The sequence below is a fragment of the Nocardia rosealba genome (genome assembly GCF_020216065.1).
Taxonomy (GTDB): Bacteria; Actinomycetota; Actinomycetes; order Mycobacteriales; family Mycobacteriaceae; genus Nocardia; species Nocardia rosealba.
In genome coordinates, this window is record NZ_JAIWNA010000003.1 from 339,978 (window position 1) to 363,708 (window position 23,731).

Genomic DNA, 23,731 nt, shown 5'->3' on the forward strand with positions numbered 1-23,731 from the left:
GGACTAGGTCGTATGTCCGAGGCCCACGTACGCATAGGCAAGGGACGCCAGTGCGAGTGATCCTCCCTCGTCGCCGGATTCCCAACGTCGGAGTTCGCGCAATTGGATATCTCTGAGACTTCGCGCTGGATCGTGTCCTTTACGCATCGCCTCGACCAGTGCCAAGTCGATGCGGCGCGTCGTAGACGAGTCGGGAACCTCGAACAGGGTGCACACCACGTGCTCGGCGCCGCCGAAGAGCGCCGCGGCGGCGAAACCGAGCCACTCGGGTGTGTGGATCCGGTGTGTGCGCGCCAAGTCGCCAGGGACATCGTTGGCGATTCCGATGCTGGCGCAGCCGGCCAGGATCGTGCGGGGTGGCAGCTGGAAAGTGGGAGTGCCGTCCGGCGTCGTCGAATAGAAGTCCCGGAGCGACAGCAGGCCGTCGTGGAACACGAAACCCATGGTGGCCGGCGAGGCGTCGTCCTCGCGGTATCGGACGTGTCCGGTCAACAGCAATGTGCCGGACGCCGTGCGCAGCGTGCTCAGGTGCATCGCGAACTCGGCCTTGTCGAGTGGGCCGCGGATCACCTTGCTGTTCGGTGGCTCGGTGGTCTCCGCGTGGGTGAGGTTCACGCCGTCGGGATCTTGTCCCGGCGCACAGTGGGGAACGAGCACGGCCAATACGTGGGATGTGTTGCGATGTGTGGGTGGCACACTGCCGCGGCCTGCCCGGCGGCGAGCGATGCTCGCAATCGAGGGAACGTGGACAACCGAGGCATTGGTCAATACTGCTGTGCCGTCGGCGAGGAGCAGTGCCGCCACCGGGATGGTTGCCAGCGCCCCGGTCGGTGCCACGACCAGAGTGTCCATCCCCGGTTGGGCGAGCCCGTCGGCCAGGACCCGGGGAATCAACGCTCGGCCGAGCGCCCCGAAGAGCTGGAAGAACACCTCGCCTGCGGGGCCTTCTCGGGTCATGGTCGTCGCGGTTTCGGTCATGAGCACCGCGCCGTGTAGACGCTGTTCGGGGAAGTCTTCGCCGGGAAGGTGAATCGGCAGCTGCCGAGCAAGGCTTCGCAGGAGTGGTTCCACGGACCGGTGGTCGGTCGTGGCGCAGTGCCAGGTCCCCGCCGGGCTCCTCATCGCGTGGTGGATGATCTCGTCGACTCGGCAACAGATCCAGTACCAGCAGCCGGGATACATTGCCGCGAGTTCGATATCGAGGTCGAGCGCCCGATGCGGTAGACCACCCACCCACGAAGCGCCGTCGATGAGGATCGTCGGGTTCGGGAGCACCGGATCCGCGCCCCGCTCGCGTGCGTCGGCCTCCGGTAGATCGAGATCGGAAACCAGCGACGTGAAGATCGCGCGGAGAAGGGCGCCCGCATTGTTGTTGTCCAACGGAACAGCCTGGGCACGAACGACTTCGAGCAGTTCTGCCACGAGTCTCGAGTCGCCGGCCGCTGCGGCGAGCCGCAGCGCGAGCGCGTAGGTGTGCGCGTGCGTGCCTGCCCACGCGGTGCGCCACGACGTGGTCGGGAGCTGATAGCGGACGCGCTGCACGGCATTCAATGCGGCCAAGGCGTTCGCCAGCGATTCATCCGGCCTGTTCTGACTCGATCTGATGGCCGCCAACAGGGCGAAAACGTTGGCTTCGGTGAGTGGGTCGTGCGTGCGACTGAGGAATCCCAGCACGCCGTCGCACAGTCGCGCGGCGCGTTCGAGTGTCGCTGCTGGATCGTCGGAGCGATCGCAGAGTTCGACGAGCAGAGCGGCGTGGAGCAATTTCTGGCGTCCGTGCTCGGTGACCGACGCGTCCGCCTCGATATCGCCCTGCGTCACGGCGTGCAGGGTTTCGAAATGCTCGGCGGCTGAGGCCGTGTTGTCGGCTTCGTGCATCAGGCGAAGCAACAGGAACTCGGTGCGATCGAGCAACATGGTGCTCGCGGAGCGCAGTGCGCACCTGCGGACCGCGCAGAGCCGTTCGAGTCCGTCTGTGCATCGCCCGAGGTCGCTCAGTGTCGATGTCAGCGCTTGCGCCAGGCGCAGGTCCGCCTCGATACGCCAGTACCGTGTCCTGCTGCGGTAGCTGAGCAACGACGCCGCTGTCCGCCAGCGGTCCTCCGCGGCCGCCTGTCTGCCCGTGAGCGCCAGAATGTCGCCGAATTGCAGAGCACACCAGCCGCGAACCGGGCCACTGCAGTGGACAGCGAGCTCTTCGGCCTGTTTAGCGAGTGCCAGCGCTCGCTGGAACTCCAGTTCGGCGGCAGCGGAATTCGCGGCGCACTGGAGCAGGATCGGTTTGACACGAGGGGATGCGGTGGTCAGCGTCGCGTCGACGAAGAACGATGCTCGGATGCGATCGTCGTGGCCGGACTTGTCGACTGCCAGCAAGACGTTCGACATCGTGGTGCTGAACAGGGCCCGCAGGAGGACGAACCGCCCGACGAAGCGAGCCGGACTGGCCAACACCATGGACGACATCAGGTTGGTCATCCAGGACGCGAACAGGATTCGCAGAACGCGGTAGATGAAGAAGCCGCCCAGTTGGACCCACAGGACTGGCAGGGCGACGAATGCTACCCACATCAGTGCGACGAGATAGAGCGGAAAGATCGCCTTGCCGCGCCACCCCGTCATCCCCCATGCCACGACCCCGAAGACGATCGCGATCGTCGACGAACCGCACAACGCTGCGGTCGCCAGAGCGGACCCGATCGCCAGGAGCAGTCGCCCCAGAACTATCGGTGCGGCGAGCCGGTAGGTGAGTTTCGCGTAGTCACAGTCGAACAGCCCGATTCGCGACCGCGTAGATCCGTACCTGTGCGCAAGACGGATGGATGCGGGCATGCGGCGCAGTCCGAACGCCAGCATGCGAGCGCCGAGACGATCTGAACTGAGGTCAGCTGCCATCATCAGAGGGGCGGGCAGCACAAAGCCGATGATGTCTGTGTCGGCGTCTCGCCGGTTGCGTCGATGCAACCAATCACGCATGTTCGCAGGGTCGTCTACACCTGGACGCCACAGGGAGACATCAGGTTTCGAGCGCATCGCTGGTCGACCTTCTGGTTAGCCGGTGGGTAATTCGGTTGTTCACACCGCGATAGTTGATGCGGCGGTCCGAACGGAGCGCGCGCAGGGTCAGGGCCGGGTCCGCCACTGCGCCGCGAACCTGGATCAACCCGAGCCGCTCCTCGAAGACGTCGCACAGCCGATAAGCGGCGACCAGGAGCACGGGCCAGGTCGGTATTCCTAGTACGACGGCGAGGGTCACGACACCGAGATCTACTGCCAGGCGGAATACCAGGGGGAATTGGTCCCGGCGGACCAGACAGCCGAGCCAGATCAGTGCGAGGGGAGTGGCGGTGACGGCGCCGTACACCGTTGCTCCGAGCAATACCACCGACGCGACCAACTCCGCGATCATGACGAGCATGTGCAGCCGGATCACATGCCGCTGAATCGGAGAACTCATCTGACCAGCACCGGCCAATTGGGACCTCGACATCATCGATGTGTACGTGCGAAAGGGTTCGTCGCGGCTTTCAACGGCATCGAACACATGGGTGCTCGGCCGGTCGTGGCGACGGGCCGACAGAATCGGCCCCGCCGACTCGACGGGACGGTCTGCTGGTGCCACCGAGCGGCGGACTGCCAGCGCGGTGCGGAGAATGTCGTTCGTCGTCGCGCCGAATTGCCCGACCACCGTGGACATTTCCGGCTGTTCGAGACACGCCAGCAGTAGATGGGATGTGTCCGCGCTGCGGTCACCTGTGCGTGCGGCCCAGTACGGCAGGCGGTCGAGGACGGCTTGTGCGGCGTCGGTGAGACCGACATCGCCGGATCGGGAGCCGAATCGGGTCGACAGCGCTACTAGTTCGAGATGGTCCTGCTCGGTGAACGCGCGGTCGATGCCGAGCCGGTGGAGCACCGAACGGCACCTCGTTCCCGGCTCGGCGCCCACCACGACGGCGAGGAACAGCTCCTCGGGTCCGACCAGTTGCTCGCCTTCGCAGGCGATGCACTGAGCGAGCCGGATCGCTTCGCCGAGGCCGACGGTGCGGGGGAAGTGCGCCGGGGCGGTCATGGATCGACCGATTGTGCGGTTTCTTCGAGCGCTGTGGGCCACCGTAGCGGCACCAGGCCCGCGTCGCCTGCGTCGTTTCGGAACTTCAGATACGTGTTGCCGCCCAGCCGTTTCCGCAACTGCACGGCATTGAACAAGGGAGTAGACGTTTCCGGTGCGATCAGATTGACTGCCAGCCCCGCCCGGCTGGTCACCGTCAGCCGGGCGGCGGCCCGGGCGATGGGGACCGGCCCACCGGTGGCTTCGAGTCGCAACCCGACTGTGGCGTCGCGCTCGTCGGATACGAAGACAACAGCGGGGCCGGTCCGCAGAACTTTGTGGACCACAAGGTATTCGGGTGGCCATTGCCGTTGGGCGTATCTCTGCTTCAACTCGCCTTCGAGTAGGTGCAAGTCGGCGATGGTCAGCTCATATGTGTCGTCCGCCTGGAGGAAGGTTGCTCCGCTGCCGCCGAAGTTGATGGTGAGGGAACTGAACAACACGCCTGCAGCGTCGAGGTCGGTGGTTTCGTTGACCCGAACCGTCCGCGCGGACGAGTAGTCTAGATGTCCTTTATGACCCGGCTGGTTGAGCGTGTACTGAATGCCCAGGGCCGCGAGCGTTGTCACCTTCTCGAACCTGCCCTCGACAAGGACGCCGACATCGCCCGGCTCTACCAGGCCCGAGGGTAGCCACGTCGACAGGAAGCCGAAACGTTCGTGCATTTCCGATGCGTATTGCTGGTACACGGCGTCCATGGGCGGATCCCCTCGCTCGGTGTGGCCCCACGCAGAGAATCGCAGGCGAAGACCGTGCTGTTACGCGAAGCGAGAGAATCGGTTTGAGTCTGCATAGGTGAAATCCATTGCTGTGCAACACTAACGGAGTTCTTCTGGCTCTGCAGCGGTCTGGATATCAGTCGTGCAGGTATTTGTGGACGAGCATCACGGCCATGGAACCCTCGCCGACAGCGGCGGCCACCCGGTGTCCGGTGAAGGCGCGGACATCGCCTGCGGCGAAGACGCCGGGGACGGTGGTTTCCAGGTGGAGGGGTGCGCGGGAGAGGGGCCACGGGGAGGAATCGCCGGTGACGGTGGCGATGTCGGGGCCGGTGAGGAGGTAGCCCTTGGCGTCGCGGGCGAAGGCGGGGCCGAGCCAGGTGGTTGCGGGGTCGGCGCCGATGAAGGCGAACAGCCAGGTGGCGGGGACTTCTTCCAGTGCGCCGGTGCTGCGGGTGCGCAGGGTGAGGCGTTCGAGGTGGGTGTTGCCCGCGGCGGCTGCGATCTCGGTGTCGAGGCGGACCTCGATGCGTGGGTTCGCCTCGATCTGCTCGGTGAGGTAGGCCGACATCTCGGCGGTCAGCGACGAGCCGCGAATCAGCATGATCACCCGGGCCGCATCTTCGGCGAAGTAGATCGCCGCCTGCCCGGCCGAGTTCGCGCCGCCGACGATGTACACCACGGACCCCGCGCACAGCGGTGCCTCGGTGAGCGCCGAGAAGTAGTACACGCCGCGCCCGGCGAACTGGTCGACGCCGGGTGCGTCGAGGGTGCGGAACGTGGCGCCGGTCGCGATGATCACCGATTTCGCCGACACCTCGAGGCCGCCCGTGCACCGCACGGTGAAGCCGTTCGGAGTGACGTCGAGTTGGTCGGCGCAGGAACTGATCACCAGTTCGGCGCCGAACTTGCCCGCCTGCCGCCGTGCGCGATCGGTGAGCTGGGCACCGGAAATGCCGTCGGGGAAACCGAGATAGTTCTCGATCCGGGAGCTCAGCCCGGCCTGCCCGCCGATCGCCCACCGCTCGAGCGCGACGGTGTGCAACCCCTCCGACGCGCCGTAGACGGCGGCCGCCATTCCTGCCGGACCGCCGCCGACGATCATCAAGTCGTAGTTGCCCGAGCTGGGTTCGGTGTGTAGTCCGACCCACTGCGCGAGCTGTGCCTCGCCGCTCGGTCGCAGTGCCCGCCCGGTGGAGTCGATCAAGACGGGCGTGTCCTCGGCGCCGAACCCGTGGGCGGCCAGTAGTCGCCGCGCCTCCGGATCGGCGGGTTGTATCCAGCGGCAAGCGATTTCGTTGCGGCTGAGGAAGGTCCGGACCGCCGCGCACGCTGGTGACCACAGGTCGCCGACGACGGTGAGCGCCGTGGGTCCGTGCTCGTCGTGCGAGGTAGAGGCCATTTTTCGAGGGTAGTCCTGGCCGCTGCGACGTCCGGGGAAGCAGGACGTCGAGCATGTCGGCGTGGGTGGTGCCCGCCCGGCAGATGACGGCGGTCGCCGAGAGATGAGATCGCCGCTGCGGCTTGTCGAGTGGCGACCGATTGTGCATACTCGGCTGATGACGACAAGTGGAAAGGGCGTCCTCCGCCCGGGCCGTTGAGCCCCTCGCCGGTCCTGGAACCGGCTTCCTGTTCGCTCGATTCCCGCCTCGCCCTCTGGTTACGTGTGCGCGAGTTCGCCGTCCCACCGACGATGATCGATGCGGCCACCGCTCGGCGTGGTGTCGGTGATTGGGTGGGGGCATGCGCTGCGGCACACGTCGATGCCGATATCGATCTGCGTGCGCTGGCCCGGAGACACGGCCGTGAACTCGCCGCTCGGGTGCGTACCGATCTGCGGTATCTGGCCCCGGATCTGCTGCGCTGGCACCTGCCGAGAGTCGCACCCGACGGGTTGCTGCGGCCGGGCCTGACGCTGACGTTGGCCCGATATGCGAGCGAAACATCCAGTGCTCGTGACGGATTCGTGCATCTGGTGGTGCGGACGGCACCGGCGTGGGCCGATGCCGGTCAGCGCATCAGCCTCGCCATGTGGGACGGCTCCGACACCGCGCCGAGCCTGCACCCGCACCTGCGACCGAACCGGCGCTATCGACTCGACCTGCACCGCCACCTCTGGGACGCCCGCCGAGCCGGGGAACTGGGGATGCGGTGCGGAGCATCGCCGGGCGGGACCGGTGATCCGAGCGTCGCGGCGGGATTCGTCGTCGGCGCGACCTCGGCCGTCGATCCCGGATTGTTCGAAATCGTGCCGCCGAATTGCGCGGTCGAGCAGTGGGCCACCGAGGCGATCCGGTTGCTTCACGCCGAGCGGCGGCCGATGGTCGCGCGCGCCGGGGCGCAACCGGCGGACTCGGAACGCGCTACGTCCCAGTGGGTACTGGTCCGATTCGGCGCTCGACGGCATGCGGTGCTGGAGGTGGAACCCGTACCGACAGCGTCGGGAGAACCGGCGCCGGGGTGGGGTCCGGTCGTGCGAATCGTGACGGACCACCCACGCGGCCGCCGGACTGCCTTACCGATCCTGCCCGATGCCGCCACCTGGACACTTCCCGACCTGGACCTCCTGCGCGCCGGTGCCATCACAGCCGATCGACTCCATCCGCTGGTCGCCGAGGCACTCGTCCCGACCGCGCGTCGGCCGCCGACCCGAACGAGGATCACGAACCATCGGACACATCTGGTCGAATGCCGAGGCGAGACGCATCGGATCGGCTTGGTGAACGGGGTGCTCAGCGCACTCGACCACGACCCGGCCGAGATCACGCGGGAGGAACTGCTGGTGGCCTTGACCGGTGTCGCCCTGCCGTGCCTGCGCGTGATCGATGCGGCGCACCGCCGACCGGACTGGATCAACGGTGTCCGTGAACGTCTCGACCACGGCGACACCGCCGGAGCCCTGGCCGTCGTAGAGGACCTGCTCGGCGCGGGTGCCGTGCTGCGGGACGGACCGCTGCGCGACGCCATCGACCGGGCGGCACGCCGCCGGATCACCTACGGCCTGTACCGATCCGAGATCTACGCGGGTCTCGGCAAGGACGCCCCGCGCCCCCTCGCCGACCGCCTGCGGCGGGCTGGGCTGCGCCACGGACGCGACCGCAAGCTCCTCCAGCGCCTGGCCCGCCACGACAACCGCCACGTCCTTTCCTGACCCTGCCGCCGCACGCCGGATTCACCGGCGTGCGGCGAGCTCATCAGGCACCCGATCTCTCAGACCCCCAAGGTGATTCATGACTGTGCACTTTTCCGATCTGTCCACGCAGTATGCCGCGAACCTGATGTCCGATCCGGCATTACCCGCCCATCGAGGTGGATCGACCGCACCCCGACCGCACACTGCCCAACTCGATGTCGCCGACGAACTCCTGAACCTGCTCGCCCGCACCACCACCGAACCACGCCGCAACCCTCAACTCGAGGCGCTCACCCTGGCCGTCGCCGCCGATCTGCCGGTACTGCTGTGGGGTGAACCCGGGATCGGCAAGACCGCCGCGCTCACCCAGCTCGCCGAATCCCTCGACCTGCCACTCACCACCGTCATCGCGAGTGTGCACGAGCCGTCGGACTTCTCAGGTCTGCCGATTCCCGGCGCCGACCCGGCCGTCGACGGTGTCCCCATGGCGCCGCCGGACTGGGCGGTGCAGCTCGCGCAAGCCGGACGCGGGCTGCTGTTCCTCGACGAATTGTCCACCGCCCCACCGGCCGTGCAAGCGGCGCTGCTGCGGTTGGTGCTCGAACGGCGGGTCGGTGCCTTGCGGCTGCCCCCGGGAGTGCGCATCGTCGCGGCGGCGAACCCCCGGTCGTCCGCCGCCGACGGCTGGGAACTCAGCCCGCCGCTGGCCAACCGTTTCGTACATCTGCACTGGACCCACGACCCGGAGGTGGTCGTACGCGGTCTCGGCGGCACCTGGCCGAAGGCGACGCTGCCGCGACTGGACGCCGAAAAGCTGCCGGAGGCAGTCGCTTTCGCGCGCCGATCGGTGTGTGCGCTCCTCACCGCTCGCCCCGCGCTCGCACATCAGCTGCCGACGACCGAAACACGGCGGGGCGGAGCGTGGGCCTCACCGCGCAGCTGGGAGATGACGATGCGGCTGATCGCCTTCGCCACCGCAGCGGGCGCCGACCGCGAGGTCCTCGCACAGCTGATCCGCGGCACCGTCGGTGACGGACCCGGATTCGAACTGCTCACCAGCATGGACCGGATGGACCTGCCCGACCCGGAAACCCTGCTCGCCGACCCGGCTGCCGCCGACCTGCCCGAGCGTGGCGATCTGCGCCAGGTGGTCCTGGACGGGGTCGTCGCCGCCGTCCGCAACCACCCGAACCGGGCGCGATGGGACGCGGCGTGGGCACTGCTGGTGCGGGCCGTCCGGACGGGCGCCCCGGACCTGGTCGTCGTGCCCGCCACCACCTTGGCCACCCTGCGCCGCGACGACTGGGTGGTGCCCGCCGCGATCGAGGAACTCGCGGGCGTGGTGTCGATCTCGCAACGCGCGGACCGGGCGGCGGCCCGAGTCGCGGCGAAGGTGAGCCGATGAGCGCGGACATCGACAAGCTCTACGCCGCCCGCCTGCATGCGGTCCGGGCCCGGCCCTACCTGGCCACCGCGCTGTTCGCCCTGCACTTCGTCGAATCGCGGCAGGTGCCGACGATGGGCGTCGACCGGTACTGGCGGTGTTATGTCGCACCGGGTTTCGTCGACCGCACACCGGTCGAGGAACTGGCCTCGGTGCTGGTCCACGAGGTCTCGCACCTGCTGCGCGAACACCACGACCGCGGCGAGCGCTTCGCCCGAGTACACGGGCTGGACGGACCGGCCGAGCAACTGCGCCGCAATATCGCCGCCGACGCCGAGATCAACGACGACGCCTTCGGCGACGGCCTCGTCGTTCCCGATGGCGCGGTCACACCCGCACGGTTGGGGTTGGCCGAAGGCGAACTGATGGAGGAATACCTGCGGCAGTTCCGCCTCGGCCGCCTGACCGAGGACATGGCCTGGCTCGACTGCGGCAGCGGTGCCGACGGAGCGGACCGCCCCTGGGATCTCGGCCCCGACGGCGCCGCCGGGCTCGACACCCAGGAACGCGACGCGGTGCGCTTCCGCGTCGCCCAGGCCATCATCGGCCGACCAGGTGACGCACCCGCGGGCTGGCGGCGCTGGGCGAAGGACGCGCTGCACCCACCGCAACCCTGGCGCGATCTGCTCGGCGCCGCCCTGCGCTCGGCGGCGACCGCGGGCGCGGGTGCCGACTACCGGTACGGGCGACCGGCCAGGCGCGCGGCGAGCCTGCCCGGGGTGGTGCTGCCGAGTCTGCGCCGGACACCGCCACGCGTGGGGGTGATCATCGATACGTCGGGGTCGGTCAGCGACGACGAATTGGGCAGTGCCCTACTGGAAGTCGCCGCGATCACCCGCACCCTCGGCGGCCGCCACGACCTGCTCACCGTGTGGTCGTGCGACGCGGCGGCCCGCATCGCCGACCCGGTGTGCCGCGCCGAGGGAATCACCCTGATCGGAGGTGGCGGCACCGACCTGCGGACCGGTTTCACCCGGGCCCTGCGTACCCGACCGGACGTCCTCGTCGCACTGACCGACGGCCAGACACCGTGGCCGTCGGCGCGCCCGTCCTGCCGAACCGTCGTCGGCCTGTTCCGCCGGGAACGCACTGTGTCGGAGAACGATCCGTACTACGCCCCCGACCGACCGCCCGCTTGGGCCAGAGTGGTCCAGATCGGCTGAGGTCACCGCCCGGTACGGCCGCACGTGCACCCACCGGCGTTATTTGTGGCACACATCACAGTTGCGTAGCAATTCGGGTCGGAACCTTTTCGCGAGCTTGGGTAAGTCTTTACTATTGATCCCGGCCCGTTTCCGAGGGCTCTTCTCGCAGCTCAGTGTCTGTTGCCAGTGCATGTTCGACCGATGAACCGGACGCCTCACCGCTCCGGCGAAGGAGAATGATGGCTACCGTCAATGGTTCGGGCGTTGTGAATTCTGCGCTGCCGCACACTGTTACGGCCGTTCGGCGCGTCACGGTGGCGGGGTGGTGTGTCCTGGCTCACCGATAGCGAATTGCTGTGGGCCACAACACGATGGCCGCGAGATTATGGCCACTCCCACTGTTGTTGCGGCACACTGGTTTTGCCAAATCTTTACCAATAGATTGATCACCGATGCCATTCCTTCCCGGTTCGCCGTCGCACCGGGGTTCCCTGCGCGAAGGAGAGACATGTCCGTAGATCAAGATCTCGCTCCGCCCGAGCCCGAGGTCGCGCCGCTCCCCGAAAACCCGTCCCGCGCACCGCGGTTGCAGAACATTTTGCGTCATGATCTGCCCGCCTCCATTGTCGTCTTCCTGGTCGCGTTGCCGTTGTCGCTCGGCATCGCGGTAGCCTCCGGCGCACCGGTCGCCGCCGGACTCGTTGCCGCCGTGATCGGTGGCATCGTCGCGGGTTCGCTCGGCGGTTCGGTCCTGCAGGTCAGTGGTCCCGCCGCCGGACTCACCGTCGTCGTTGCCGAATCGATTACCCAGTTCGGCTGGCGGACAACCTGTTTCATCGTCGCTGCCGCCGGCGTGCTGCAGATCCTGTTCGGGCTGAGCCGCATCGCGCGCGCCGCCCTCGCCGTGGCGCCCGTGGTGGTGCACGCGATGCTCGCGGGTATCGGCATCACCATCGCGCTGCAGCAGATCCACGTGCTGCTCGGCGGTTCCTCGCACAGCAGCGCATGGCGCAATCTCGTCGAACTGCCCGGTCAGCTGCTGTCCGTGCACGGCGGCGGCGCGCTCGTCGGTGCCGTGGTGATCGCGGTGATGCTCGGCTGGAAGTACGTCCCACCGGCCTTGCGCGCGGTGCCCGGCCCGCTCGTCGCCGTGGTCGTCGGCACACTGATCTCGTTCCTGTTCACCGACATCGACCGCATCGTCCTCGACGGCTCGATCTTCGACGCCCTGCAACTGCCGCAGCTGCCCTCGGATAACTGGGCGGGCGTGGCCATGATGGTGCTCACCATCGCGCTCATCGCCAGCGTGGAGAGCCTGCTCTCGGCGGTCGCCGTCGACAAGATGCACACCGGTCCGCGCACCGATTTCGACCGCGAACTCGTCGGCCAGGGCTCGGCGAACGTGCTTTCGGGCCTGGTCGGCGGTCTGCCGATCACCGGTGTGATCGTGCGGAGTTCGGCCAATGTGGCCGCGGGCGCGCGCTCGCGTGCCTCGGCGATCATGCACGGCGTCTGGGTGCTGGTGTTCTCGGTGGCGCTGGTCGGGTTGGTGGAGCAGATCCCGATGGCGGCGCTGGCCGGTCTGCTCATCGTGATCGGCATCCAGTTGGTGAAGATCGCCCACATCCGGTCCGCCAAACGGACCGGTGACCTGCTGATCTACCTCGTCACGGTGCTCGGCGTCGTGTTCCTGAACCTGCTGGAGGGCGTGCTGCTCGGGCTCGGGCTCGCCTTCGCGCTGCTGCTGTGGCGGGTGGTGCGTGTGCAGGTGAGCGCGGTGCCGGTGGGGGCGCGCTGGCTGGTCCGCATCGACGGATCGTGCACCTTCCTCGCACTGCCCAAGCTGTCCTCGGAACTGGCCAAGGTACCCGCCGGTGCCGAGGTGACGGTGGAGATGACCGTCGACTTCCTCGACCACGCCGCCTTCGAGGCCATCGAGGATTGGCAGCGTCAGCTGGAAAGTTCGGGTGGCCGTGTCGATTTCGTGGAGATCGGCAGCGCGCGGATGGCCGGTGCCGGCGCGGCGCCGCCCGCCCGTGGCTTCGGGCGGCAGGTGTGGGACGAGTTCCTCGGACCGTGGCGCCACCGCGCCTCCGGCGGCGACGCACTGCGGGCCGGTGTGTCGGCCTTCCATCGCAGCCACGCCCACGTGGTGCGGCCGCACCTGGACGGATTGCGCGACCGGCAGGACCCCGACTCGTTCTTCCTCACCTGCGCCGATTCACGGATCGTGCCCAACGTGATCACCTCCAGCGGTCCCGGTGACCTGTTCACCGTGCGCAACGTGGGCAACCTGGTGCCGATCACCGGCGACCACTCCGTCGAGGCCGCGCTGGCGTTCGCGTTGGACGAACTCGCGGTGCGCTCGGTGGTGGTGTGCGGGCACTCCGCCTGCGGGGCGATGAAGGCGGTCTACACCGGCGCCGACGCCGAGGGCGGGCTCAGTTCCTGGCTCGCGCACGCCGAGGCCAGCCTGGAGCGGTTCCGCGCCGGTCACCCGGTGGTCCGGGCGGCCAGGGCAGCGGGCTTCGACGAGATCGACCAGCTCAGCATGGTGAACGTGGCCGTACAGATCGAAACGCTGCATCGTCATCCCGCGGTGCGGCGTGCCGTCGAGGAGCGTGGGCTGGTCGTGTCGGGGCTGTTCTTCGACATCGCCGGTGCCCGGGTGCTCGAGGTGACCGCCGACGGCGTCCGAACCATCGACGGTGACATCGGCGTCGGACTGTGACCGGCCGGCGGTCGGCTCGTTAGGCTGACACAATGACCAGCGAGCCGACCGCCGACCGCGCCGAATCCGACACCGTGGCCACCGCCTCCGGCTCGCCCGGACGGTGGGACGCGATCAAGGATCGCGGGCGCGCCTTCCGGGAAGGCATTGCCGCCCGCCCTATTCTGAACGCCGGCTACCGCGTCGCCGTCGGCGTGATCGGTGGGTTGGTGCTGATCGTCGGGATCATCACGATCCCGTACCCGGGACCCGGCTGGGCGCTCGTGTTCGCGGGCTTCGGCATCCTGGCCACCGAGTTCATGTGGGCGCACCACACCCTCACCTGGGTGCGTGGCAAATACCGGATCGTCATGGACTGGTACACCTCGCGCGGCTGGGTGATCAAGACGCTGGGCGCGGTCGCCACCTTCGCCCTCGTCGTCGTGACGTTGTGGCTGCTCGGCACATATTCGATGGTCGGCGGGTGGATCGGAGTCGATTGGCCATGGTTGCGCAGTCCCCTGATGTCGTGAGCACGGCCCCCGGCCGCGCGCTCACCGATCCCGCCTGGCTATCGGCCAGGATCACCGAGATGAGCCGCTCGTGGGGCACCGAGACCCGGCGCGTCGGCGGCACCCTGTGGTGGTGCATGGTCGCCTCGGCCCTGGTCGAGCCCATCACCTCCGCCTACGCGAAGGGCTATCCCGCCCCGCTGGCCGCCCTCGACGAATTCGAGTGCGAGATCCGCCCGGACGGGGGAGTGGAGCGAGTGCGGTTCCGCGCCTTCGCACCCGTCACGTCGGGTGCCGCCCGCGAGGCTGTGCAACGGCCGTCCCCCGGCGACACCGTTGTCGGTACCGCCTTGCGCGAGACGCTGGCAGTCGTGATCCCGCAGGTAGCGGCGGTTTCCGGGGCGGCGGTGCCCGCCCTGTGGGCGATCGTCACCGACGCCATCGGCAATCGGGCCCTCGACGCGGGCGCCCGGGCCGCGGGCGAACAGCTCGCCGCCGAGGTCGGTTCCCGGCTACCCGCCCCACGCTTCGTCAGCCTCGCCGACCGCACTTTCGTCAAGCGGATCTCGTGCTGCCTGGTCTACGAGGTCCCCACCTGCACGATGTGCACCAGTTGTCCCAAACGCCCACCCGCCGAGCGAACGGCCTTGCTGTCGCAAGCCTGATCCCCGGGATCCATCCCACCCCCAGTAGAGTTGGGCGCGGTGCGGGGATGGCCCGCACCGCTGTGGGGTCCGCCCCACAGAACGCGACGTCAAGGAGAGCATTCCCGTGACCACCTCTGCACCGATCAGCCCAGTCGCGCTCGTCACCGTGCCGGCCGGGACTACCGCGGGCGCGGCGGTGCGGGAAGCGGGTCTGCCGACCAAGGGCCCCGACACCGTTGTCGTCGTGCGCGACGCCGACGGCGCACTCAAGGACCTGTCCTGGGTTCCCACCGAAGACGCCGAGGTCGAGCCCGTCGCCGCGAACAGCGAGGACGGGCGCAGCGTGATCCGGCACTCGGCCGCGCACGTGCTCGCCCAGGCGGTGCAGCAGGAGTTCCCCGAGGCCAAGCTGGGCATCGGGCCGCCGATCAAGGACGGCTTCTACTACGACTTCCGCGTCGAGCGGCCGTTCACCCCCGAGGACCTGGCCAAGCTGGAATCCCGGATGAAGAAGATCATCAAAGGCGCGCAACGGTTTTCGCGCCGGGTGGTCGAGGTGGAGGACGCGCGCGTCGAGCTCGCCGGTGAGCCGTTCAAGCTCGAACTCATCAGCGACAAGTCCGGCATCGACGACCCCGAGATCATGGAGGTCGGCGGCAACGAGCTGACCATCTACGACAACCTCGACCCGCGCACCGGCGAGAAGCTGTGGGGCGACCTGTGCCGCGGCCCGCACATCCCCACCACCAAGTTCATCCCCGCCTTCAAGCTCACCCGCTCCTCGGCCGCGTACTGGCGTGGCGATCAGGACCGGGAAGACCTGCAGCGCATCTACGGCACCGCCTGGGAATCGACCGAGGCGATGGACGAGTACCTGCACCTGCTGGCCGAGGCCGAGCGCCGCGACCACCGCAAGCTGGGCCTCGAGCTCGACCTGTTCTCCTTCCCCGACGAGCTCGGCTCGGGCCTGCCGGTGTTCCACCCCAAGGGCGGCATCATCCGCAAGGAGATGGAGGAGTACTCGCGTCAGCGCCACATCGACGCGGGCTACGAGTTCGTCAACACCCCGCACATCACCAAGGGCGCGCTGTTCGAGACCTCCGGCCACCTGGACTGGTACCGCGACGGCATGTTCCCGGCCATGCACCTCGATGCCGAGCTCAACGACGACGGCACCGTGCGCAAGCCCGGCCAGGACTATTACGTCAAGCCGATGAACTGCCCGATGCACAACCTGATCTTCCGGGCGCGAGGCCGTTCCTACCGTGAGCTGCCGTTGCGGATGTTCGAGTTCGGGTCGGTGTACCGCTACGAGAAGTCGGGTGTGATCCACGGCCTGACCCGGGTGCGCGGCATGACCCAGGACGACGCCCACATCTACTGCACCAAAGAGCAGATGCACGGCGAACTCACCACCACCTTGAACTTCGTGCTGTCGCTGCTCAAGGACTACGGTCTCGACGACTTCTACCTGGAGCTGTCGACCAAGGACCCGAAGAAGTTCGTCGGCTCCGACGAGCTGTGGGAAGAGGCCACCGAAACCCTGTCGAAGGTGGCGTCGGCCTCGGGTCTCGAGCTGGTCCCCGATCCGGGCGGCGCCGCGTTCTACGGCCCGAAGATCTCCGTGCAGGCCAAGGACGCACTGGGCCGTACCTGGCAGATGTCGACCATCCAGCTCGACTTCAACCTGCCCGAACGGTTCAACCTCGAATACACCGCCTCCGACGGCACCAAGCAGCGCCCGGTGATGATCCACCGTGCCCTCTTCGGTTCCATCGAGCGATTCTTCGGTGTGCTCACCGAGCACTACGCCGGTGCGTTCCCCGCGTGGCTGTCGCCCGTGCAGGTAGTCGGCATCCCGGTGGCGGAAAACTTTGTGCCCCACCTGGATTCGGTGATCGAGCAGCTGACCGACGCCGGTGTGCGCGCCCAGGTGGACCGCAGCGACGACCGCATGCAGAAGAAGATCTTCAACCAGACCGCGCAGAAGGTGCCCTTCATGCTGCTGGCCGGCGCCCGCGACGTGGAGTCCGGCGCCGTGAGCTTCCGGTTCCGCGACGGCACCCAGGTCAACGGCGTGCCCGTCGACGACGCGGTGGCCACTATCGTGGCCTGGGTCGGCAACCGGGAGAACGCCTCGCCGACGGCGGAGGGCTTCGAGATCGTCAAGGCGAGCTCATGAGCGAACAGGCCGAGGCGTCGGCGGGCTCCATCGTCGACGCCGGGGCGGGCAGGCCCGACCGGTTGCAGCGGATCTGGACGCCCTACCGGATGTCCTACATCACCGGCGAGGTGAAGCCCAAGGACGCCACCGGGCACCCGTTCACCGACATCCCCAAGATGTCGGACGAGGACGGACTCATCATCGCCCGCGGCGAGCAGGTGTACGCCGTGCTCAACTTGTACCCGTACAACCCAGGACACATGATGGTGGTGCCGTACCGCCGGGTAGCCGACCTGGAAGACCTCACCCCCGCCGAGAGCGCGGAACTGATGTCGTTCACCCAGCAGGCCATCCGCGTGATGAAACGGGTCTCCCGGCCCGCCGGATTCAACGTGGGACTCAACCTTGGCGGAGTGGCCGGTGGTTCGCTCGCCGACCACCTGCACCAGCACATCGTTCCGCGCTGGGGCGGGGATGCGAACTTCATCACCGTGGTCGGCGGGGTGAAGGTGATGCCTCAGTTGTTGCGCGAAACGCGGCAATTGCTGGCGGAGGCGTGGGAGGAATAGGACACCGTGCTCAGCTTCTTCGGGCGGCAGACGTTTGCCAAAGCGACTGCGCCGCTGGGCAAAGCGCTCGTCAAGACCGGGCTCACCCCCGACACGATGACCCTCATCGGCACCGCCGCGACGATCGTCGCGGCGGTGACGCTGTTTCCCAGCGGTCACCTGTTCTGGGGAACGATGGTCATCTGGCTGTTCGTCATGTTCGACATGCTCGACGGTGCGATGGCGCGCGCCCGCGGTGGCGGCACGAAGTACGGCGCGGTCCTCGACGCCACCTGTGACCGGGTGGCCGACGGTGCGATCTTCGCCGGTCTTGCCTGGTGGGCGGTCTACCACGAGCACAGCAAGCAGCTGTTCGTCGCGACGCTGATCGTGCTGGTCACCTCGCAGGTGATCTCGTACGCCAAGGCGCGGGCCGAGGCCAGTGGGCTGTCGGCCGACGGCGGGATCATCGAACGGCCGGACCGGCTGGTGATCGTGCTCGTCGGTGCCGGGCTCACCGGAATCGGCGGGCACTGGGGCATCGGCTGGCTCACCTGGGCGGTGTACGTGGCCATGTGGGTGCTGGCGGTGCTCAGCACCGTCACCGTGTTCCAGCGGGTGCTGGCGGTGCGCAACTCGCCGGGCGCGCGCACGGTGATTCCGCCCGCGCCGCAACAACAGGCAGGGGAGACGGCGTCGTGACCATCAGCGAACGGCTCAGCGACTGGGGCTATGCGGCGGGGTGGCGGCTGGTCCGTTCGGCGCCGGAATCCTTGGTGCGCAAGGCTTTCGACTTCGGCGCCGACCGTGCGACCAAGGACGGCGGACCGCCGCAGCTGCGCCGCAACCTGGCCCGCGTGCTCGGCGTAGCACCGGCCGACGTTCCCGACGACCTGATGCGGGCGAGCATGCGTTCCTACGCCCGGTACTGGCGTGAGGCGTTCCGGCTGCCGAGCATGGACCACAGCACCATCGACTACTACGTCCACGGCCTGGAAAACGTCGACGCCGGCCTCGAAGCCGGGCGTGGCGTCATCTTCGTCCTGCCGCATTCCGGCAATTGGGACATAGCCGGGGTGTGGCTGGTCCAGCACTACGACACCTTCACCACCGTCGCCGAACGGCTGAAGCCCGAATCGCTGTTCGCACGGTTCGTGGCCTACCGCGAGAGCCTCGGCTTCGAGGTGTTCCCGCTCACCGGCGGTGAACAGCCACCGTTCGTGCCACTGACGGAACGGTTGCGGCAGAACCGGATCGTGTGCCTGATGGGCGAACGTGACCTCACCGGCCGCGGTGTGCCGGTGAACTTCTTCGGCGAACGTACCTGGATGCCCGCCGGTGCGGCCAAACTCGCCATCGAGACCGGCGCCGCGCTGATGCCGGTGCACGCCTGGTTCACCACCGAGGCCGACGGCACCGAAGGGTGGGGTCTGAAAGCCGGTGCGCCGCTGGACGTCTCGGGCGGAGTGGCCGCGACGACACAGCTGCTCGCCGACGAGTTCGCGGCGAACATCGCCCGGCACCCGGCCGACTGGCACATGCTGCAGCCTCTGTGGGAAGCCGACCTGTCGCCGGAACGACTGGCCCGGATCGCCGCGGCCAAGGCGGGTGACGTGCGGTGAAGATCGGCATGGTCTGCCCGTACTCCTTCGACGTGCCCGGCGGTGTGCAGGCACATGTGGTCGAGCTGGCACGAGTGTTCATCGAGCGCGGTCATCGGGTGAGCGTGCTCGCCCCGGCGTCCGACGACACGCCGTTGCCCGACTTCGTCGTCTCGGCCGGTCGCGCCGTCGCCATCCCCTACAACGGGTCGGTGGCGCGACTGTCGTTCGGGCCGATGGCCTACACGCGCATCCGCCGCTGGATCGACAGCAACGACTTCGACGTGCTGCACATCCACGAACCCAACGCGCCGAGTCTGTCGATGCTCGCGCTCAAGATCGCCGAAGGCCCCATCGTGGCGACCTTCCACACCTCGACCACGAAGTCGTTGGTGCTCAGCACTTTTCAGGGTGTGCTGCGCCCGTACCACGAGAAGATCAGCGGGCGGATCGCCGTGTCGGAGCTGGCCAGGCGCTGGCAGGTGGAGGCGCTCGGGTCGGATGCGGTGGAGATTCCCAACGGGGTCGATGTGTCGGCGTTCGCGCGCGGTCCGCTGCTCGACGGCTACCCCCGCGCCGGCAAGACGGTGCTGTTCCTCGGCCGCTACGACGAGCCGCGCAAGGGCATGGACGTGCTGCTCGCCGCCCTGCCCGCGCTCGTCGAACGTCATCCCGACGTGGAGATCCTGATCGTCGGGCGCGGTGACGAGGACAGGCTGCGCCGCGAGGCGGGCCCCCACGCCGGGCACCTGCGCTTCCTCGGTCAGGTCTCCGACGCCGAGAAAGCCGCCGCGCTGCGCAGCGCCGATGTGTACGTGGCACCGAACCTGGGTGGGGAGAGCTTCGGCATCATCCTCATCGAGGCCATGGCGGCGGGCACGCCGGTCGTGGCCAGCGAACTCGACGCCTTCCGCCGTGTGCTGCGCGACGGCAGCGCCGGTCTGCTCACCCCCGTGGGCGACGCGGAAGCGCTGGCCGAGGCCATCGACACGCTGCTCACCGACGACGACACCCGCGACCGGTTGGTGCGCACCGCCACCCAGGTGGTCGCCGCCTACGACTGGCCGGTGGTCGCCGAACAGATCCTGCGCGTGTACGAGACCGTCACCGTCGGCGACAACGGGGTGCGGGCCGCCGGATGATCACCTTCTCCGCGACCGCGATTCTCGTTCTCGGCCTGGTCGCCCTGCTCGTGCTCGCGCTCGGTGTGTGGGCGGCGTCCACCGCCAACCGGCTCGACCGGCTGCACGTGCGCTCGGACCGGTCCTGGCAGGCCCTAGACGCGGCACTGGCCCGGCGCGCGGTGGTCGCTCGCGCGGTCGCCATGGCCATCGCGGGCCCGGCGAGCACCGATCCGGTGCGGTCCGAAAGGGCGGGACAACTCGCCGCCCTGGCCGACTGGGCCGAACGCGCCGATCGAGGTGATCGCGAGACCATCGAGAACCAGCTCTCGGCCGCGCTGTCGACGATCGACATCGGTCAGCTGCGACCCCAGCTCGTCGCCGAACTCGCCGACGCCGAGGCCAGGGTGCTCATCGCGCGCCGATTCCACAACGACGCCGTGCGCGACACCCTCGCCCTGCGCACCCGCCGACCGGTGCGCTGGCTGCACCTGGGCGGTACCGCGCCACTGCCGACCTATTTCGAGATCACCGAACGCGCGACACCGGCCGCGTCCACCGGGCTCGAGGTGCACACCACGCGCACCTCGGCGCGCGTGGTGCTGCTCGACGAACAGGACCGGGTGCTGCTGCTGCGCGGACACGACCCGATGGTTCCCGAGGTGGCGTTCTGGTTCACCGTCGGCGGCGGCGTGGAACCGGGCGAGAGCCTGCGCGAAACGGCGGTGCGCGAGGTGTACGAGGAGACCGGGCAGCGGATCGATCCGGCCGCGTTGCGTGGTCCGCTGTGGCGGCGGGTCGCGGTGTTCCCGTTCAACGGCGAACTCATCCGTTCCGAAGAACTGTTCTTCGTCCTGCGCGCCCCCAATTTCGCCTGGCGGCCCGCCGACCTCACCGCGCTGGAACGGCGGACCATCACCGACCACCGGTGGTGCACGCCCGCCGACATCCGTGCCCTCGACGCCACCGGCGAGGCGGTGTACCCGTACCACCTCGACGAGTTGCTCGCCGAGGCGATCGGCGCCGTCGGCGACGACACCGAACCGGTGGTCCGGTCCATTCGCTGAGCCCGGCCGTGTGTGTCGCCTCACGCCGCGCGGTCCGCAGCCGGTCCAGATGCGGTGGTCGGCGGTATCGTCCCAGGTCGCGACCAGTCCAGTGGGCTCCGACTGGCTATGAACCCTGATTCGGCGGCCACCTAGAATCGCAGGAGACCACACAGTCTGCCCGTTAGGTGCACATGACCCAGGAGAATGCCGTGACTACGCCCGAGACCACATCAACCGTCGGCACCGCCCGCGTGAAGCGCGGCATGGCCGAGATGCTCAAGGGCGGTGTGATCATGGACGTGGTCACCCCGGAGCAGGCCAAGATCGCCGAGGACGCAGGCGCCGTCGCGGTCATGGCGCTCGAGCGGGTGCCCGCCGACATCCGCGCCCAGGGTGGCGTGTCCCGGATGAGCGACCCGGACATGATCGACGGCATCATCTCCGCGGTCTCCATCCCCGTGATGGCCAAGGCCCGTATCGGCCACTTCGTCGAGGCGCAGATCCTGCAGAGCCTCGGCGTGGACTACATCGACGAGTCCGAAGTCCTCACCCCCGCCGACTACGCCAACCACATCGACAAGTGGAACTTCACCGTCCCCTTCGTCTGTGGCGCCACCAACCTCGGTGAGGCCCTGCGCCGTATCACCGAGGGCGCGGCCATGATCCGTTCCAAGGGCGAAGCGGGCACCGGTGACGTCTCCAACGCCACCACCCACATGCGCACCATCCGCGCCGAGATCCGCCGCCTGACCTCCCTGTCCGAAGACGAGCTCTTCGTCGCCGCCAAGGAGCTGCAGGCCCCCTACGAGCTGGTCCGCGAGGTCGCCCAGACCGGCAAGCTCCCCGTCGTCATGTTCACCGCCGGCGGCATCGCCACCCCCGCCGACGCCGCCATGATGATGCAGCTCGGCGCCGAGGGCGTCTTCGTCGGCTCCGGCATCTTCAAGTCCGGCAACCCCGAGCAGCGCGCCGCCGCCATCGTCAAGGCCACCACCTTCTACGACGACCCGGACGTCCTGGCCAAGGTCTCCCGCGGCCTCGGCGAAGCCATGGTCGGCATCAACGTCGAAGAGATCCCCCAGCCCCACCGCCTCGCCGAGCGCGGCTGGTAATCCCTTCGGGCACAAGCAATCGGTGGGCGGCGCATCACGCGCCGCCCACCATTTCCGTAGAACGCCACCTACTTCGTCTCGTTCGGGTGGCTGGTGTGCACCTGTTCCAGGAAGACGGTGTGCTCATGGACGTAGAACCAGATGCGCGCGGTGCCTTTCGCTGTCGGCTTGTGCTGCCAGCGTTCGTGCCGCGCTCAACCGCGCGAGATCGTGCCCAGCTCACCGCGGAGGGGGTAGTTGGTCGGTGTCGTGGACAGCGGCGTGCGCGTGAGGAAGTCCCACGCTTCCGCCATCGGGTTGCGGATGGTCGCGACCAGATCCCGCCAGCCCTTCTGGGCGTCTGCGGTGGCGAAGCGGATCTCGTACTCGGTCTTTCGCGCGGGGCGTGGGACAAGCTCGCCCTTCTTGGCGGCCGCCACTATGGGCGCTCGACAGTGTCGTCGCCGTCCAGCCACTCCAGGTTCGTACTGCCCAATCCGGCGGCGATCGCGGTCGCTGTTTCCTTCCAAGAGGTCAGTTCGGCGATCGCGAGGTGCGGCTGGTCGGTGGAGAACGATGCGCGGGCGGCATCCACGAGGTCATGTGCGCAAGTGGCTTGGTCGGCGGGTGACAGTGCGAGCATCCATGGAAATGCCTTGGACATGCGCTCGGCGAGCGAGCCGTTGTCGTCGAGGGTGACGGTGATGAGCTGGGCGGCGAACTCGAGCAGGCGTGCGCGCCCCTCGGCCTCGCGCTGCGACATCAGCACCAGCGCCTCGCCGTCGCGGCGGGTCACCGTGACGGGATGATTCTCGGCCTCGGCGAAGACCTCCGCGGAGTGTTTGCTCAGGTCGGAGGAGCGTCGGGTCCGGGCGGGTAGGCCTGACGTGCGCATGGATCCATCGTATTCGGAACGTGTTCGGAAGTCCAGGTGCGAGCGGCAGGGTCCGGTGATCGCCCCTGGGGCACTACCGAATGGGCGTACCGTACAGTCGGTCTGTGACCGTGCTCGACTTCTTCTTGCTGGTCGTCGCGGGATTCTTCACCGGGTTGATCGGGTTCGTCACCGGGATGGCGTCGATCGTTTCCTATCCGGCGCTGTTGGCGGTCGGGTTGCCGCCCGTGTCGGCGAATGTGACCAATACCGTGGCGATGGTGGCGGTGGGTGTGGGGGCCACGGCGAATTCGGGGCGGGAGCTCACCGGGCGGGGGCGGACCCTGGTGTGGTGGGCGGGGTTGTCGGCACTGGGTGGGTTGCTCGGTGCGCTGGCGTTGCTGGTGGCGCCGGAGGGCACCTTCGAGGTGGTGGTGCCGTTCCTGGTGGCGGCGGCGTCGATCGCGTTGCTGGTGCAGCCGGTGGTTCGCAAGCATGTGGGGGAGCTGGGCGCGCCGTGGATCGTGCCGCTGGGGATCCTGTTGATCTCGGTGTACGGCGGGTACTTCGGGGCAGGCGCGGGCGTTATCTATCTATCGATGATGCTGCTGTGCACCTCCGAATCCGTCTGGAGCGCATCGGTTCTCAAGAGCTTCCTGCTCGGCATCGCCAACCTGGTCGCGGCTCTCGGCTTCGCGATGTTCGGGCCGGTGCACTGGTTCGCGGCGCTCGGGCTGGCGATGGGGGCGCTCGTCGGTGGGTGGTGTGGTCCGCCGGTGGTGAAGGTGATCCCGCCGAACCTGCTGCGGGTGACCGTCGGCGTGCTCGGCCTCGGGCTCGCGGTGTACCTGGCGCGCTGATCCGGCCC

20 protein-coding genes are annotated in these 23,731 nt (G+C 68.2%); 14 read left to right on the forward strand and 6 right to left on the reverse strand.

What is annotated here, in order from left to right; genetic code table 11:
* Positions 1–3: 3 nt before the first annotated feature.
* From LDL21_RS15075 to LDL21_RS15090, 4 genes are all read right to left on the reverse strand, one after another.
* The gene (locus tag LDL21_RS15075) at positions 4–2,853 is read right to left on the reverse strand and encodes a CHAT domain-containing protein (protein ID WP_225280555.1); all 2,850 of its coding nucleotides are present in this window, start codon (positions 2,851–2,853) and stop codon (positions 4–6) included.
* Between the two features lie 160 nt (positions 2,854–3,013).
* Complete coding sequence (locus LDL21_RS15080; protein ID WP_225280556.1) at positions 3,014–4,066, reverse strand: Clp protease N-terminal domain-containing protein; 1,053 nt, start codon at positions 4,064–4,066, stop codon at positions 3,014–3,016.
* The gene (locus LDL21_RS15085) at positions 4,063–4,803 is read right to left on the reverse strand and encodes a hypothetical protein (protein ID WP_225280557.1); all 741 of its coding nucleotides are present in this window, start codon (positions 4,801–4,803) and stop codon (positions 4,063–4,065) included. Before LDL21_RS15085 ends, LDL21_RS15080 begins: the two co-directional genes overlap by 4 nt.
* Before the next feature lie 157 nt (positions 4,804–4,960).
* Positions 4,961–6,226, reverse strand: a complete 1,266-nt coding sequence (locus tag LDL21_RS15090; RefSeq protein ID WP_225280558.1) for an NAD(P)/FAD-dependent oxidoreductase — start codon at positions 6,224–6,226, stop codon at positions 4,961–4,963.
* Positions 6,227–6,490: 264 nt separating this feature from the next.
* Here LDL21_RS15090 and LDL21_RS15095 point away from each other — a divergent pair, with 264 nt between their 5' ends.
* The 13 genes from LDL21_RS15095 to pdxS all read left to right on the forward strand — a co-directional run bounded on the left by LDL21_RS15095 (position 6,491) and on the right by pdxS (position 22,010).
* Entirely contained in the window at positions 6,491–7,975 is a 1,485-nt protein-coding gene (locus LDL21_RS15095; RefSeq protein WP_308017134.1) for a hypothetical protein, read from the forward strand.
* Positions 7,976–8,102: 127 nt separating this feature from the next.
* On the forward strand, positions 8,103–9,362 hold the full coding sequence (locus LDL21_RS15100; protein WP_225280820.1) for an AAA family ATPase: 1,260 nt from the start codon (positions 8,103–8,105) through the stop codon (positions 9,360–9,362).
* Positions 9,359–10,564 (forward strand): vWA domain-containing protein, encoded by a 1,206-nt coding sequence (locus LDL21_RS15105; RefSeq protein ID WP_225280559.1) that lies wholly within the window; start codon positions 9,359–9,361, stop codon positions 10,562–10,564. The genes LDL21_RS15100 and LDL21_RS15105 overlap by 4 nt, the downstream gene beginning before the upstream one ends.
* Positions 10,565–11,054: 490 nt before the next feature.
* Positions 11,055–13,277 carry a SulP family inorganic anion transporter gene (locus tag LDL21_RS15110; protein WP_225280560.1) on the forward strand — a complete coding sequence of 741 codons (2,223 nt, stop codon included), beginning with the start codon at positions 11,055–11,057 and terminating at the stop codon, positions 13,275–13,277.
* Between the two features lie 32 nt (positions 13,278–13,309).
* Positions 13,310–13,789, forward strand: coding sequence for a TIGR02611 family protein (locus tag LDL21_RS15115; RefSeq protein ID WP_084456439.1), 480 nt, complete (start codon positions 13,310–13,312; stop codon positions 13,787–13,789).
* Positions 13,786–14,433, forward strand: coding sequence for a (2Fe-2S)-binding protein (locus LDL21_RS15120; protein WP_225280561.1), 648 nt, complete (start codon positions 13,786–13,788; stop codon positions 14,431–14,433). The genes LDL21_RS15115 and LDL21_RS15120 overlap by 4 nt, the downstream gene beginning before the upstream one ends.
* A 106-nt stretch (positions 14,434–14,539) precedes the next feature.
* Positions 14,540–16,597 carry a threonine--tRNA ligase gene (gene thrS, locus LDL21_RS15125; RefSeq protein WP_225280562.1) on the forward strand — a complete coding sequence of 686 codons (2,058 nt, stop codon included), beginning with the start codon at positions 14,540–14,542 and terminating at the stop codon, positions 16,595–16,597.
* Positions 16,594–17,148: an ATP adenylyltransferase gene (locus LDL21_RS15130; protein WP_225280563.1), complete on the forward strand. Its 555-nt coding sequence runs from the start codon at positions 16,594–16,596 to the stop codon at positions 17,146–17,148. The genes thrS and LDL21_RS15130 overlap by 4 nt, the downstream gene beginning before the upstream one ends.
* A gap of 6 nt (positions 17,149–17,154) precedes the next feature.
* Positions 17,155–17,829, forward strand: coding sequence for a phosphatidylinositol phosphate synthase (pgsA, locus tag LDL21_RS15135; protein ID WP_067636187.1), 675 nt, complete (start codon positions 17,155–17,157; stop codon positions 17,827–17,829).
* Positions 17,826–18,749 (forward strand): phosphatidylinositol mannoside acyltransferase, encoded by a 924-nt coding sequence (locus LDL21_RS15140; protein ID WP_225280564.1) that lies wholly within the window; start codon positions 17,826–17,828, stop codon positions 18,747–18,749. Before pgsA ends, LDL21_RS15140 begins: the two co-directional genes overlap by 4 nt.
* Positions 18,746–19,870, forward strand: coding sequence for a glycosyltransferase family 4 protein (locus tag LDL21_RS15145; protein ID WP_225280565.1), 1,125 nt, complete (start codon positions 18,746–18,748; stop codon positions 19,868–19,870). Before LDL21_RS15140 ends, LDL21_RS15145 begins: the two co-directional genes overlap by 4 nt.
* Positions 19,870–20,916 carry an NUDIX hydrolase gene (locus tag LDL21_RS15150; protein WP_225280821.1) on the forward strand — a complete coding sequence of 349 codons (1,047 nt, stop codon included), beginning with the start codon at positions 19,870–19,872 and terminating at the stop codon, positions 20,914–20,916. The genes LDL21_RS15145 and LDL21_RS15150 overlap by 1 nt, the downstream gene beginning before the upstream one ends.
* Positions 20,917–21,089: 173 nt before the next feature.
* Entirely contained in the window at positions 21,090–22,010 is a 921-nt protein-coding gene (pdxS, locus tag LDL21_RS15155; RefSeq protein ID WP_174550208.1) for a pyridoxal 5'-phosphate synthase lyase subunit PdxS, read from the forward strand.
* Between the two features lie 194 nt (positions 22,011–22,204).
* On the opposite strand, the gene LDL21_RS30245 is transcribed toward pdxS, so the two are convergent.
* Together LDL21_RS30245 and LDL21_RS15165 are read right to left on the reverse strand one after the other, a co-directional pair.
* Positions 22,205–22,429, reverse strand: coding sequence for a hypothetical protein (locus LDL21_RS30245; protein ID WP_225280566.1), 225 nt, complete (start codon positions 22,427–22,429; stop codon positions 22,205–22,207).
* Positions 22,429–22,884, reverse strand: coding sequence for a prevent-host-death protein (locus LDL21_RS15165; protein ID WP_225280567.1), 456 nt, complete (start codon positions 22,882–22,884; stop codon positions 22,429–22,431). The genes LDL21_RS30245 and LDL21_RS15165 overlap by 1 nt, the downstream gene beginning before the upstream one ends.
* A 104-nt stretch (positions 22,885–22,988) precedes the next feature.
* Here LDL21_RS15165 and LDL21_RS15170 point away from each other — a divergent pair, with 104 nt between their 5' ends.
* Positions 22,989–23,723, forward strand: coding sequence for a sulfite exporter TauE/SafE family protein (locus LDL21_RS15170; protein WP_225280568.1), 735 nt, complete (start codon positions 22,989–22,991; stop codon positions 23,721–23,723).
* Positions 23,724–23,731 lie beyond the last annotated feature (8 nt).